Below are 14351 nucleotides of genomic sequence, written 5' to 3'. Positions count from 1 at the left end.
TATCGCGTTTACTTATAAATCAGCATCAGCAGAAACTGTACTTTTTGTCAATATCTTCTACTGGACTGCCTCTCTAGGTATTTGAGTGTTATCATATATACTTAAAACTATTGATTGCCGATTTTTTTTACTGTCTAGGATGCTAAAAGTACAGCCTGGGTAATTGCAGCTAAACCTCCTGGCATTACAACTAGCGGGAAATATCGTCGGCAGACCGTGTACCAGCTACAAACAAACACAGTGGTTGGATGGGGAAGCGAAAACCAGCACGCTGGACAAGTGGTATTTTTGTTACAACTTGTAACTTTTTTCAAACAACAGGTTTAGTTTAGTTTCACAAAAAAGTTAAATTCCAGAAAGTAAAATTAATTACAGTCGAGTTAAGCTAAAAGTGTTTGCTAAAAAAAGTAATTCAAGCAACCCCGAAACCAACTATTCTCACTTGATCGACACCGACGGCGAGTTCGCGACAGCAAAACTTTCGTGCAGCCAACAAGTCGAACAAGATTGGTATGGAAATATCTACGAGAATTTTCCGGGCATTTACTTCGTTCTAGACGCTTTGGGAAGAGTTTTTTCGCTCAATCAATTCGGCGCGTCTCGCCTTGCCTACAAATCGCAGGAATTAATTTGTCATTCAATCTTTAACATATTTTATTGCCAAGAGCAAGGCAAAATGCAGGCAGAATTTGCCGGATTGGCCCAGCCGGAAAACGGTACGCCCACTCCAAAAATTGCCTGTTGGGAAGGCTGCTTGACTTGCAAAGACGGCAAGATTATTAGGGTAAAAGCAACCGCGCGCCCAATGCCGGCGGTAGATTGGAAAATAGAGGAAAATACCAACGGTCGCTCAATTGCCAATTTCCAACGGCCGGCTGTACTGTTAGTTTGCGAAGAAATTAAGGCGGCTTCGCAGTTACCCACGTCGCCCAACCAGAGAGGAAATTGGCGCAGTCCAACTTTAGCGATCGCAAAATTAGCCAAAAGTCAACTTAAAGAACGCCACAATATAGAAGGCTTGATCCGCGAAGTAACAGAAACCGCTGTCAGTATTGTCAAGTGCGATCGAGCCAGTATTTGGCTGTATGGCGAAGACAAAACGCAGCTTCACTGCATAGACCTTTACGAACAAAATACTAAACTCCATTCTGTACAAATAATTATCACAGCAGCCGACTGTCCGGCATATTTTCAAGCTTTAAAATCTGCAAGTGTGATCGCTACTGTGGCAGCAGAAAATGACCCCAGAACGCGAGAACTTGTCGGTCTTTATTTGCTCGATCGGGGCACTACTTCCCTGTTAAACGTACCGATTGTGCTAGCAGGTAAAATGGCGGGAATAGTCAGCGCCGAACGCCAGGGTTCCGACGGTGATTGGACGGAAGAAGAACACGAATTTACCCAAATATTAGCAGATTTTGTATCCTCAAGTTTGTCAGCTAGCGAACAGTTAAAATTAGAAGCACTGCGGCACGAACAGCAGCAAAACTTGCTGACCCAATACTACGATCAACTAGAAGAAAGAGTAGAAAGACGCACTGCTGAACTCAAAAAAGCTAACCAAAAACTGCAAAAAGAAATAATTAAAAGAAAACAAGCAGAAGCCGAACTACGCCTGCAGCAACAAGAACAGCAAATTATTTTTGATTCCGTGCCGGCGATGATTTGGCTCAAAGATACCGAAAGTCGCCTGCTGCGAATTAATCAAGCCGCCGCTGCATCGAGAGGTTTGCCCGCAGCTCAATTAGAAGGTAAATCTTTTTATGAAATCTATCCAGACGAAGCAGAGCAATATTATTTAGAAGATTTGGAAGTAATAAATTCCGGCGTTCCCAAACAGGGGCAAGTCGAACTGCTACCAACAGTTTCGGGTCAAAAATGCTGGGTGCGGACAGATAAAATACCTTACCGCGATGAAACAGGTAAAGTCGCTGGTGTAATCGTGTTTGCAGTAGATATTACTGATTTAATTAGAGTCGAAAAAGAACTGCGAGAATATCGCGATCGCCTCGCAGAAAAAGTCGAAAAACGTACTGCTATGTACAGGCAAGCTATGACCGCTTTGTACTCGGCAAATACGCAATTGCAACAGCTAATTAACAACAGCTACTCCTCTGGCGAAAATGGCAGCAGCCTCTCAGCATCCCGCTTGCTCGAATGCGAAGCTTATTTTGAAGCAGTTGCCGTGGCTGACCGCGACACAATTTTGAGCGTCAGCAGTAATTTTGCCCAACTTTTCGGTTACGAACCTGCGGAAATGGTGGGAATGAGCTTGCTGGAACTACTGTCGCCGAAATCATACAAACAGGCGCCGCAAATGATTTCTGCAGCCAGCAATACAGTCTGTGAAACTATTTTTCTTAAGCGAGATGGAACTGCTTTTCCTGCTGATGTTCGTAGTAAATTCGTATTTTGGGAAGGTCGTTTAGTACAGGTAAAAGCAGTCCGAGACCTCACGGAACGCAAATTGACCGCAGCAGAATTAGAGCGATCGCGGTCTCTGCTGCACGCTACCTTGGAAGCAACGGCAGACGGCATTCTCGCCGTTACTACCGCCGGAGAAATGATTAGTTATAACGAAAAGTTAGTTCAAATGTGGGGAATTTATGAAGAAGTTAGAAACTCAATGGATAGAACGGTGCGGCTGGCATTTCTCACTAAGCAAGTGAAAGATCCGAGGGCTTTTTTGCAGAGAGTTAAAGAATTTTATAGCGATGCGGAGTCGGAAGGTTGCGATATTCTAGAATTTAAAGACGGCCGCACTTTTGAGCGCTACACGCAGCCGATTCGAGTCGGACAAAATATTATTGGCAGGGTGTGGCGCTTCCGCGATATTACCTCTCGCGAAAAGGTGACGGCAATGTTGGGAGATTCTCAAAGGCGCTTTCGGGCAATTTTTGATTCTTCTTTCCAATTTGTGAGCTTATTGAAACCGGACGGCACTCTGCTGGAAGCTAACCAAACTTCTCTGGATTTTGCGGGAATTAAGCTACGGGATGTGGCAAATAAACCGTTTTGGCTATTGCCTTGGTGGGGAGATGCTGAGGAAGTTCAGGAACAGTTGCAAGAGGCGATTTCTCGATCGGCAAAAGGTGAATTTGTCCGCTATGAAGTGGAAGTTCAAGGTGTAAATCGGACGGCAACTGTTGATTTTTCTCTCAAACCGGTCGCGGATGAAACTGGCAAAATAGTATTGTTGCTGCCGGAAGGTCGGGACATTACTCAAAGTAAGCAAGCCCAAGTCGCGCTGCGGCAACAAATAGAACGGGAACGCCTGATCGGGCAGATTCAATCGCGCATCCGTTCTTCTCTGGATCTCCAAGATATTCTCAACACTACAGTAGCGGAAGTGCGGGAGTTTTTGGCAACCGATCGCGTGCTGGTTTTCCGCTTCCGACCCGACTGGAACGGAGATGTGGTGGTGGAGTCGGTTGGAGAAGGATGGATGCCACTCAAGGGGATGGGAATTGAGGATTGCTGTTTTGCCAATACTTACATCGGACAGTATTTAAAGGGCCGCATTCGTGCCGTAGAGAATATTCATGCTTCTAATTTGACTGAGTGTCACCTGAATTTTTTGGAGACGTGTCAGGTGAAGGCAAATTTGGTAGTGCCGATTGTTCAGCAGGGAATAGAACCGAGGGAAGGTAATAGTTCTTGTCAAGTGCCGAAGTTGTGGGGTTTGCTGATTGCCCACCACTGTTCGGCACCCCGCCAGTGGCAGAAGTTTGATGTGGATTTGCTGAGTCAGTTGGGTACTCAAGTGGCGATCGCGATCGAACAATCTTTACTTTACCAGCAGCTAGCTGCGGCCAACCAGCGGTTGGACGGGTTGGCGAATTTGGACAGTCTGACTCAACTAGCTAACCGTCGCCGATTTGACGAGGTGATCAACCGAGAATGGGAGCAGTCGAGCTCTTCGGAACCGCTATCTTTGATTATGTGCGACATTGACTGTTTTAAACTTTACAACGACAATTACGGCCACCAAGCCGGGGATGCTTGTTTGCAGCAAGTGGCGCGGGCGATCGGGGATGCTTGCACAAACGCACCCGCAGAACGCCTCTATTTGGCTGCTAGGTACGGCGGCGAGGAATTTGGGGTAATTTTGCCAAATACGGATGTCGTGGCTGCACAGGCGGTTGCGGAGGGAATCCGCAGCCGCGTCAAAGCCTTGGCTATTCCCCACATCAAGTCTGTTGTCAGTGATTCTGTGACTCTCAGCTTGGGAGTTGCGGCAGTTTCGCCAAGTCAAAATTCCCCGAAAATGTTGATTGAAGCTGCGGATAAGGCATTGTATCAAGCTAAGTCTGGCGGGCGCGATCGAGTAGTCAGCAGTCATTAGTCATTAGTCATTAGTCAGTTGACAGTTGTCATCAGCTTACTAAAAAAACGATCGCCCTAACTGGCATAAAGTTAGTGCGATCGCGACACTATGAATCAGCTATTTATCTATCAGACTCGGCGCGGAATTTTTACGCATTTCCACGAAGATTGTTACAACACTTCACACAAAGATGGGAAGAGTGAGAGATGCAGAAATTTTTCCTTCTAATGACAACTGACAACTGACTAACCTATTTAGCTAACAGTTTCTGAAACACCCCATACATATCCTCAGCCAACTTTTTAGGATTCCACAAAGGTGCGAGATGTTCTGGCTGCTTAGATTTTACTAAATGCTCTTTCACCGCATTTCTGAAACCCGCATCGCGGCCAAACTTAACTCCCCACTGCGTGTATTCCTCCCAACTCCACGCCGCACCAACATCAAGATTTGCACTTTTCAGAAAAGCGTAACCCATGCGCGAAAGATATTGGTCGCCGGATCGAGTTACCACTGGCAAATTCGCCCACAAAGCCTCTAAATTGTGAGTCCCCCCGTTGTAAGGATAGGAATCTAAAAGCACGTCGGCTACATAATAAATAGCCCGGTGTTCTTCTTCACTTCTGGTTTGCCCTATAAACTTAATCCGACCAAAATCTACTCCCTGAATTTGGCATTCTTCGCGGTAAGTGCTGTGAATAACATCGGGGTCGCCTTGACCTTTGCGGATTAACACACTATCTGGTACTTCCTTCAGAATTGTAACTTGAGCTCGTACCATTTCTGGATTCGTTTTTCTCCCTGGCGCAACGCACAGATAAGTCATCTGATCTAAGCCAATTCCGAGAGCATTCCTAATCGCCTCTCGATTCACAGGAATGCTTTGCAGTGCGCCAATTGCTACCGAACCTGCAGGCAATCTTACTAACTGTTCTAAGTAATTTTTTTCAACACCAGGGGGGTGAGTGTGTTCGTCGCACAGAAAGTAGTGATTATCTGAAATGTAGGGTGCGTCGAATCCTAGCCAAGAAACGCAAATTCCCGCAGGATATTGATACAGCACTTCGACATTTGTTGGGACTGTCATCGAGTCTAAATCGATCAAAACATCCAAGTTGTCTTGCGCTACTTCGGCGAAGATTTCGCCGCCATCAGCAAAGCCGTTTGGATATTTTTTAGGCCAGTAAAACTTGCCCGCCATGTCTTCAAACCGCTGCGTAACTTCATCTCGGTGGAGTTTCCCGGTGACGTAAAGGTGAACGTGGGGGGTGATGTGGCTTAATTCGCGAATTAAAGCTTCGCTGCACCAGCCTACTGAGTGGCGGCGGAAGTGTTTGGAAAGGAAGCCTATTTTTAAAGAACGCTGTTCTTTTGTTTGGTAATTTGCTAGGTTGCTTCTGTTAATCTCTTGGCGCTTAGGAACTGCTTTTTGGTAGTATTCTTTGGCAATGAGTCTGTAGAAACTGGCATTTTTTTCGCGGTTGTCTCGCAGGTGAGAAACTGCAAACAAGAAGATTTCGTAGAGCAGTTTTAGTTCGATTACGCTAAAGATTTCGACCTTTTCGTAGCAGAGTTGTTCGATTTCTTCGAGTTTCTGAATAGCCTGTTTGCTAACACCTGATTGCAGGTAGGAAAAGACGTAGGCTGTAGCTGACATGACTGGGGCATTTTCGCCGCAGTTTTCGCAGTATTTGTCGGCTACGCTGCGGGCTCCGGCGAGGTTGGTGGAATGGCTTAGCAAGTCGCACAATTGTTGGTAGGCTTCGCTAAATTTGGGGTTGCATTGGATCGCCTTTTCAAAATTGGCGATCGCCTCCAACGGCTTATCTTGTTTTTGAATGTGTCCCATCCGGCAGTAAACCTCTGCCCAATTCGGTTTTAATGCCAAAGCTTGCTGATAGCTGGCTAGGGCTTCTTCCAGTCGCCCCTGCATGGAAAAACAACTGCCGAGGTTAGCGTGAACTTCCGGCCAGTCGGGCTTGATTTTGAGAGTATTTTGATAATTAGTAATTGCTTCGTCGTACTTGTTTTGCTGTAAAAAAGAATTGGCTATATTGAAGTGCAAAACTTCTAAATGTGGCTTTAAAGCTACAGCTTTCTGATAGTAAGCGATGGCGGCGTCGAGATTGCCTTGTTGCGATCGCGCGCTGCCGATGTTACCGTAAGCTTCGGCCCAATCCGGTTTAATGGCGATCGCTTTTTCGTAGCTTTCGATGGCTTCCTCGCGCTTTCCTTGGCCCAAAAGTCGATTACCTAAGTTAAAGTGGAAGTCTGCACCGACTAGCTGCGGGTTGAGTTCGGATGTTCTTTTAAAACAGGCGATCGCTGCTTCGATGTTGCCGTGTTTCTGATATACTTTCCCTAAGTTCCAGTGAGCTCCCGCTAAATCTGGATTGAGGGCAATGGCTTGCTGGTAATGGGCGATCGCTTCTTCCAAACGCCCCATTTTGAAATACATACTGCCGATATTGGCGCGCACTTCCGCAAAATTTGGCTGCAATTCTAGGGCTTGAGAATATGAACGAATGGCAGCTTCAGTTTTGCCTCCTGCTTGCAAGGCATTGCCTAAAGTGACGTAAGCATAGATGAAATCCGGTCGAATTTTTAGCGCTTGCTGACAAGCTGCGATCGCCTCTTTAATTTTACCTTGAACTAAAAACTGTTCTGCCAGTTTTTTGTACGGTTCTACTTCTTGAAAATTGGCAACTTGTCCGCTATCTGGAACATTGAGCGAGGTAACTTGTTCGGAAAGTTCGGCGGGGTTGGTAAACGGAGTATTTAAAGTCTCAGTGGTGGGCGCGGGCGGCAAATTGATGCTCGAAGGCTGCAAGCCGTAGCCTTCATCTTTGTTGACAGATACTGGTTGCGCTTCGCCTGATTTTGTTTCTAATTCGATAAAGTTGCTGTCGGTAGTTTCCCGCTCTTTTTGTTCTATCAAACTCGATAGTTTCTCAGCAGCGCTGGCATCTCCCGGTTGCAGTTGCAGCACTTTTTGATAGCAAGTAATTGCTGCATCTAACTTTCCTTGCTGCTGCAAAACGCTGGCAAGCATCATATTGACCGAACACAATTGAGGATTAATGGCGAGAGCTTTTTGGTAATAATTTCCCGCCTGTTCCAATTGCCCTAACTTGTAATACATACTGCCGAGATTCGCGCTAGCTTCGGCAAATTCTGGCTGAATTTTTAAAGCTTGCAAGTAAGCTTGAATGGCCATTTCCAGCTTGTTTTGACTGTGCAAAGCATTGCCCATTGTCAAGTAAGCAGGAGCAAAAGTGGGTTGAAATTGAAGAGCGACATTACAAGAGGCGATCGCCTTTTCAAATTCTCCTTGCAAAACATAAACTTCCGCCAACTTTTTATGAACTTCTGCATCTCCTGGATTAAACTCTAAAGCTTTCTGATAGTTCTCGATGGCGCCACCGAGATCACCCCGATCTTTCCGCCAATTTCCCTTTTGAAAATAATCTCTCACTGCCTCTAAACCTACTAAAGAATTCCCGATCATTTGCTCTGCCACTCTTACAGGTTTTACACTAATACTATTCAGCCATTCTACCCACTTTCGGGAACGCACCGACCAAGTACACCCTCGATTTATATATTCTACCTGCTGTCTCAGATGATTTTCAGCAGTTGCGCCGCCCGCACCCGTATCCTCATTTAAAACTCCGACTATCGCCTCTAAAAACCGCCTTGTATATCCCTCCCAATCTGGTTTGCCCGCCCGCTTCCAATTAGTTATCGATGCAAAATTTTCCACCCCTGACATTGAAACTAGACGGGCAAATCCAGCAGTTGTTTCCGGCAACGCTGCCAATTCACTCGTCACAATCCGGCAACCGCAGGCCATCGCCTCCATCACGGCAATAGATGACGCTTCCAAATAGGTATTCGGGTAAGCTAAAACCGCGACGGAACGCAGTTGCCGGATGAGTTCGGGTTGGGGTGCGGAACCGACATATTCGATGCCTTCTGTTTGCTGGCACTGGCGGTAAAGTTGACCGAAAAAAACTGGTTATCATTGTCGTTTAGTTGGTGTACTTTTATGCTTGAAAATACGTTTAATCTGGTTCCGGGGACAACTTGAGGAATTGCGGGAAAGACTTTTAACAAAATATCGAGTCCGCGAAATGGAGTGCTGGTGTAAGCTAGAATGGGCGGTCGAGATTTATGAGAGAGGATACAAATATTATCGCCGAAAATGTTAGCAAAACAAGGTGCGATCGCATTTCTTAAAACACAACTGCGATTAGAGTCAATCCCAAAGCGCCGGTGAAATTGCTCGCGTTGCCAGTCGCTGACAAATACAAAGGCATCGCAAGCATTTATTTCTCCCTGATTATTGAAATCTTGGAGGAATACAAAGCCCGGTTCGTTATGAATCCACAAAATTAACTTAGTTCGATGCCCCAAAAGCGGTTTGATTTCCAGCGCTTTGCCGACTATATTGACTATAACTAAAAAATCCAGCGATCGCAGCAATTCTAAATTAGATTTGTCCCCCACCCTGCGCCTGCAATCAACGCCGCGCCACATCCCAGACTCGGAAGTATTGTTGAGCAAAAATACCTCGTTTCCCTGTGCAGCCAACGCCTCAGCTAAGTAACAAATAGCCGACTGAGTGCCGCCCAAAGGTTTGCAGTAAGGAGTTTCAATATTGTAATCCCAACTGTAGGTATCGAGAAAGCCGATTTTCATTGTGGCAATTATCCACCGATTGGTGAACTAGATTTTTTTTATTTAACCGCAGAGGACGCAGAGGGCGCAGAGAAAAAAGAGAGAAGTTCCCAATTGAAATAATTAGCGAGTTCCCTCTCTTCTTCTTCTTCCTCTCTGCGTTCTCTGCGCTCTCTGCGGTTAAATAAATCCATAATAAATGGTATAATCTTAAAACTATTAAGGAGTACCGAACATGACCACAGAACAAGATCCCGTAAAATTGATGAAACAGCAAGTCGGCTTTGCAGCAGCCGATCGCGTAAAATCTGGTATGATTGTCGGACTCGGCACCGGGTCAACTACAGCTTATACTATTCAAGCGTTGGGCGATCGCATAAAATCAGGTGAACTCAAAGATATCAAAGGAGTGCCGACATCTTTTCAATCAGAAGTGTTAGCCAAACAGTACGGAGTACCGCTGACAACACTAGATGAAATTGACAGAATAGATGTTGCTATTGACGGCGCTGACGAAGTAGATCCCCACCTCAACTTAATTAAAGGTGGCGGCGCCGCCCACACCCGCGAAAAAGTAGTCGATTACCTCGCCACTCAGTTTATTGTAGTAGTTGACAGTTCCAAAATGGTAGATAAATTGGGTTCGACTTTTCGCGTACCCATCGAAGTTATACCGATGGCATTAACACCAGTGATGCGCGCCATTGAAAAATTGGGTGGCAAACCAGAACTCCGCATGGGCGTGAAAAAAGCAGGGCCAGTAATTACCGATCAAGGTAATATGGTAATCGATGTTAAATTTGATGACATTGCCAACCCCGGAGAAATGGAAAAAATCTTAAATAACATTCCCGGTGTGTTAGAAAATGGTTTGTTTGTAGACTGTACAGATTTGGTTTTAGTCGGCGAAATCCAAGACGGAAAACCAGTAGTCCGGGAGATTTCTAAATAGTCAAAACTGCCCACTCGTGCTCAAAAACTCTTTGTGGAACAGGCATCTTGCCTGTTCAGGAGAATGCTAAAAAAACTCTTTGTGGAACAGGCATCTTGCCTGTTCAAGAGAATGCTGGAATATGGGATTTACCACCAGCAAAAATACCAAAAACAAGGTTTCTTACCCTCTAGCAACCGCCAAGACTATTAAGAAGTTATTAATCAGTGAAACCACTGCGATTGTTACATCTTCCTTCTTCCTTCTCCCTTCTTCCTCCTTCCTTCTCTCTTCTTCCTTCTTCCTTCTTCCTTCTTCTATAGCTTTGACTTTGATTATGATGCAATATCGCAGATTCGGTCGCACAGAATTATCCATGCCCGTCTTTTCCTGCGGTGGCATGAGATATCAGTACAAATGGCAAGACGTGCCAGCCAATGAAATCCCCCCAGACAATCAACAAAATCTAGAAGCGACGATTAGCTACTCGGTTGAATGCGGCATCAATCACATAGAAACTGCTCGCGGTTACGGCACTTCCGAAATGCAATTGGGGTGGATTTTCCCTAATTTTCCCCGCGAAAACTTGATAGTGCAAACGAAAGTTAGCCCCAAACCGAACTCCCAAGACTTCCGCGAAGACTTTGAAAAATCCTTAGCTTATTTGCAACTGGAATACGTGGATTTACTGTCGCTACATGGCATTAATACATGGGAATTGCTAGAGGAGTCTATTCGTCCGGGCGGCTGCATGGATGTGGCGAGAAAGTTGCAAGCAGAAGGGAAAGTTAAGTTTATTGGTTTCTCAACTCACGGCCCTACGGATGTGATTGTCAAAACAATTGAAACTAATCAATTTGATTATCTTAACTTGCACTGGTACTACATCAATCAAATTAATTGGCCGGCTATTGAAGCTGCTAAACGTCACGATATGGGCGTTTTTATTATCAGTCCTTCTGACAAAGGCGGTCAACTTTACAGCCCGCCGCAAAAATTGGTAGATTTGTGCTATCCGTTGAGTCCGATGGTGTTTAATGATTTGTTTTGTTTGTCGCATCCGCAAGTACACACTTTGAGTTTGGGGGCCGCCAAACCTGAAGATTTTAACGAGCATCTGAAAGCTGTAGAATTGTTAGATACAGCCGATAAAATTTTGCCTCCGATATTAGAAAAGTTAGAAAAAGCAGCAATTGATAAATTAGGAGAAGATTGGTTTAAGACTTGGCACGTCGGTTTACCAACTATCGAAAATACTCCCGGAGGTATCAATATTTATGTGATTCTGTGGCTGTGGAATTTGGCGCAGGCTTACGATACGATCGACTATTGCAAGATGCGCTACAACCTTTTAGGTAATGCCAGCCACTGGTTCCCAGGCCAAAAAGCCGATCGCCTCGATGAATTAGACTTGCGCCGCTGTCTAGCGCACAGTCCCCAGGCTGCTAAAATTCCCGGTATTCTCCAAGCAGCCGATCGGCTTTTTGGAGGCGAAGCCATCCAGCGCTTGTCCCAAGAATAATCAAAAAAAAACCCGGTTTCGAGACAGAAACCGGATTAGTGAACCGGAGCACGTGAGTTAGTTACGCGCATACAATTAGCCTATACTTGAGAAACTCTCACAACCATCGCCCATCCGTCTCATCCATTCGGGCGATACAACTTTTTTTCTCAACTCACTCCCATTTTGCTTTAATCTGAGATAAAACAGTTAATAATTCACTTAGGTATTTTTTATGACTCTCAAACGCCGAGATTTCTTGTATTTGCTGACGGCCAGCGTCGGAGCTATTACCGCAGGTGCTTGCCAAGCGTCAGGAAATAATGTATCGCCAGCAAGTCCAGTTGCAGAAAGTCCAAAAATAGCCCAAACTCCGGGGCCTTTTACACTGCCGCCTTTGCCCTACGAATCCAATGCTTTAGAACCGCACATCGATGCACGGACAATGCAATTTCACCACGACAAACACCACGCTGCTTACGTTAAAAACCTCAACGATGCTGTCAGTAAATACCCGCAACTCAAAAATATCACTGCGGAAGATATGCTGCGAGATTTGAGCAAAGTGCCAGAAGATATTCGCACAACCGTGCGTAACAATGGCGGCGGACACCTAAATCACAGTATGTTTTGGGAAATTATGAGTCCCAAAGGTGGCGGCGAACCCACAGGGGCAATTGCAACAGCAATTAAGCAAACTTTCGGCAGTGTTGACGCTTTTAAAGAAAAATTCAATGATGCAGGTACAAAGCGTTTTGGCAGTGGTTGGGTTTGGCTAGTCCGCACAAAAGCCGGCAAACTTGAGATTGCAACTACTCCCAATCAAGACACTCCTTTCATGCAGGGAAATTATCCAATTATGGGCAACGATGTTTGGGAACACGCTTATTATCTCAAATACCAAAATTTGCGCGCCGACTACTTAAAAGCTTGGTGGAATGTTGTTAATTGGGCGGAAATTAACAAGCGCTACGAAAAGGCGATCGGGTAGTTTTCAATTAGATGAAATACAGGACACGGCGCCGTGCCCTTCTTCGTGTCAACTTAAGACTGAAACCCCTGAGAAATCTCGCTTTTAGCCCAGTCTCGATCCCCCTAAATCCCCCTTAATAAGGGGAGTAGGGGTTGACTTTGAGCATATTTCTTGTCCCCCCGACCTAGGGGCGGTGCGACCCCTACTCCCCGTGCCCGCCCTAAGCGCCGGGGGGATCAGGACCTAATCGGTAGACGGTATACTAATACTACTTTTGACATTAAGTTGACACTAACGGGCAGTGCCGTGTCCCTACTAGCGCACGGGACGCTCGAACTGCTGTACAACTTTCCGCAAGTAAACACAGTGCCGTGCCCCTTGACTCGTCGGCGTTGTGAATGCTTCGACTGACTCAACGGTGCCGCCCAAATGCTCGATCGCCCTTTGCAACTCCGTCTCTTCCTCCACCGTCCAATTCCCACGGTAAAGTACCGCCAAACCGCCATTTTTTAGCAGAGGCAGCGCGGATTTAGCGCAGAGAGGAGCGGCTCCCACTGCTCGGAGAACGGCTAAATCGTAAGCTTGTTTGTGCTGTGGCTGTCGGGCAATTTCATCGGCTCTGCCCAACAAAGTCGCCGCATTTTCTATCCCTAAAGACGGCACAACTGTTTCCAAAAAAGTAATTTTTTTGCGGGTAGAATCGAGCAAAGTAACTGATAGTTGTGGCAGGGCGATCGCGATCGGCAGGCCCGGAAAACCCCCACCTGTCCCGATATCGATCGCTTTCTGCACCGACTCCGCGGCAAAGTCGGGATTTTCCGCCGAATTATGATTAGCTGGCAGCAGTCTGGCAATTCCCCGCAGAGAATCCCACAAATGTTTTTCCCAAAACTCCATCGGTTCGGTAATTCGAGTTAAATTAAAGGAGCGATTTCCCTCGACAATTAACTCATAAAGTTGCTGAAATTGTTGTTGCTGCGACTCATCCGGCTGCCAATTCAGCGTTTTTTGCCACAACTCGTTCATCTGGGGCAACACAGGCATTGTAATCTGATTCATCTTCTATTCCCACTCTTTTGTAAGCTCGGCAAATTCTCTGCACTTAAAAACGCTTCATAATGCGATAGACCCGCCGCACTAACGAATGACTAATGACTAATGACTAATGACTAATGACTAATGACTAACAAAACTCGTTTCCTTAGCTTCTAATTTAGCCCGATCGACCTCCTGCAAATCCCCGTGGTTTAGAGTCCAAAATTTATCGGCTACACTCAACAAATCGCTAGCATCGTGAGTAACAATCAACAAAGTCCAGTGACTTTTCAACTTACTCAACAAGCTTACCAACTGCCGCCGCATCGACCAATCCAAACCCGCCGTCGGTTCGTCCAAAAGTAGCAAATGCGGCTGCCGAATTAGCTGCACCGCCAGCGCTACCCTCCGCTGTTGTCCGCCGCTCAAAGCGTGGGGGGAAGCGCGCAGCGGCAAATGTCCGAGTCCCACTTCTGCCATTGCTGAGTTAATTTGTTCTTGTCCCAATTCAGGATGCCCCAACCGCAATTCTTCTAAAATTGTGCCTCCGCAAAAATGCCTTTCTGGAAACTGGAAGACTAACCCTCCTAACTGTTGCAAGTGTTCCGGTGTTAATTCCTGTTCCCGCCAGCGGATGTCGCCGCTAGTTTTTTCGGCTAAACCTGCTAATATTTCTAATAGCGTACTTTTGCCTGAGCCGCTGCGACCCACAATCAGCCCCATTTGCTGCGATGGCAGTTCTAAGTTAATATTTTTCAGAATAGGATTCGGACAGGCGGTAGGATGATATACTAAGTTTTTTAGATAAAGCATTAACGGCAGTTGTTAGTTGGCAGTTGGCAGTTGGCAGTTGGCAGTTGGCAGTTGTTAACAGTCAACAATCAACATTCAACTATCAGAAAAA

The 14351-nt window shown here is 45.9% G+C and carries 9 protein-coding genes; 4 read left to right on the top strand and 5 right to left on the bottom strand.

The window, feature by feature from the left end; translation table 11 throughout:
* Positions 1-391 precede the first annotated feature (391 nt).
* Complete coding sequence (locus QUB08_RS15665; RefSeq protein WP_333225583.1) at positions 392-4345, top strand: PAS domain S-box protein; 3954 nt, start codon at positions 392-394, stop codon at positions 4343-4345.
* A 232-nt stretch (positions 4346-4577) separates the two neighbouring features.
* Here QUB08_RS15665 and QUB08_RS15660 read toward each other — a convergent pair whose 3' ends face one another.
* Together QUB08_RS15660 and QUB08_RS15655 are read right to left on the bottom strand one after the other, a co-directional pair.
* Positions 4578-8213 carry a tetratricopeptide repeat protein gene (locus QUB08_RS15660; RefSeq protein WP_445300923.1) on the bottom strand — a complete coding sequence of 1212 codons (3636 nt, stop codon included), beginning with the start codon at positions 8211-8213 and terminating at the stop codon, positions 4578-4580.
* Between the two features lie 17 nt (positions 8214-8230).
* Positions 8231-9028 carry a hypothetical protein gene (locus tag QUB08_RS15655; protein WP_333225582.1) on the bottom strand — a complete coding sequence of 266 codons (798 nt, stop codon included), beginning with the start codon at positions 9026-9028 and terminating at the stop codon, positions 8231-8233.
* Between the two features lie 214 nt (positions 9029-9242).
* Between QUB08_RS15655 and rpiA the strand changes: the two genes are divergently transcribed.
* Entirely contained in the window at positions 9243-9959 is a 717-nt protein-coding gene (gene rpiA / locus QUB08_RS15650; RefSeq protein ID WP_333225581.1) for a ribose-5-phosphate isomerase RpiA, read from the top strand.
* Positions 9960-10121: 162 nt separating this feature from the next.
* Here rpiA and QUB08_RS15645 read toward each other — a convergent pair whose 3' ends face one another.
* On the bottom strand, positions 10122-10316 hold the full coding sequence (locus QUB08_RS15645) for a hypothetical protein (RefSeq protein WP_333225580.1): 195 nt from the start codon (positions 10314-10316) through the stop codon (positions 10122-10124).
* Here QUB08_RS15645 and QUB08_RS15640 point away from each other — a divergent pair.
* Both QUB08_RS15640 and QUB08_RS15635 read left to right on the top strand, forming a co-directional pair.
* Positions 10276-11460 (top strand): aldo/keto reductase, encoded by a 1185-nt coding sequence (locus QUB08_RS15640; protein ID WP_445300922.1) that lies wholly within the window; start codon positions 10276-10278, stop codon positions 11458-11460. The genes QUB08_RS15645 and QUB08_RS15640 overlap by 41 nt on opposite strands.
* 214 nt (positions 11461-11674) lie before the next feature.
* Positions 11675-12430: a Fe-Mn family superoxide dismutase gene (locus QUB08_RS15635; protein ID WP_333225579.1), complete on the top strand. Its 756-nt coding sequence runs from the start codon at positions 11675-11677 to the stop codon at positions 12428-12430.
* A gap of 297 nt (positions 12431-12727) precedes the next feature.
* Here QUB08_RS15635 and rsmG read toward each other — a convergent pair whose 3' ends face one another.
* Entirely contained in the window at positions 12728-13471 is a 744-nt protein-coding gene (rsmG, locus tag QUB08_RS15630; protein WP_333225578.1) for a 16S rRNA (guanine(527)-N(7))-methyltransferase RsmG, read from the bottom strand.
* 117 nt (positions 13472-13588) lie between these two features.
* Positions 13589-14260 carry an energy-coupling factor ABC transporter ATP-binding protein gene (locus QUB08_RS15625; RefSeq protein ID WP_333053058.1) on the bottom strand — a complete coding sequence of 224 codons (672 nt, stop codon included), beginning with the start codon at positions 14258-14260 and terminating at the stop codon, positions 13589-13591.
* Positions 14261-14351: the final 91 nt, after the last annotated feature.

Origin of the sequence: Microcoleus sp. BR0-C5 (assembly GCF_036705045.1) — a bacterium.
Classification (GTDB): domain Bacteria; phylum Cyanobacteriota; class Cyanobacteriia; order Cyanobacteriales; family Microcoleaceae; genus Microcoleus.
Note: the sequence above shows the minus strand (reverse complement) of the source record. Positions and strands in the feature narration are given on the sequence as shown.

Coding starts and splice junctions, on each gene's coding strand:
- QUB08_RS15655 (WP_333225582.1), bottom strand. CDS start 9,028: ATGAAAATCGGCTTTCTCGATACCTACAGTTGGGATTACAATATTGAA.
- rpiA (WP_333225581.1), top strand. CDS start 9,243: ATGACCACAGAACAAGATCCCGTAAAATTGATGAAACAGCAAGTCGGC.
- QUB08_RS15640 (WP_445300922.1), top strand. CDS start 10,276: ATGATGCAATATCGCAGATTCGGTCGCACAGAATTATCCATGCCCGTC.
- QUB08_RS15645 (WP_333225580.1), bottom strand. CDS start 10,316: ATGGATAATTCTGTGCGACCGAATCTGCGATATTGCATCATAATCAAA.
- QUB08_RS15635 (WP_333225579.1), top strand. CDS start 11,675: ATGACTCTCAAACGCCGAGATTTCTTGTATTTGCTGACGGCCAGCGTC.
- rsmG (WP_333225578.1), bottom strand. CDS start 13,471: ATGAATCAGATTACAATGCCTGTGTTGCCCCAGATGAACGAGTTGTGG.
- QUB08_RS15625 (WP_333053058.1), bottom strand. CDS start 14,260: ATGCTTTATCTAAAAAACTTAGTATATCATCCTACCGCCTGTCCGAAT.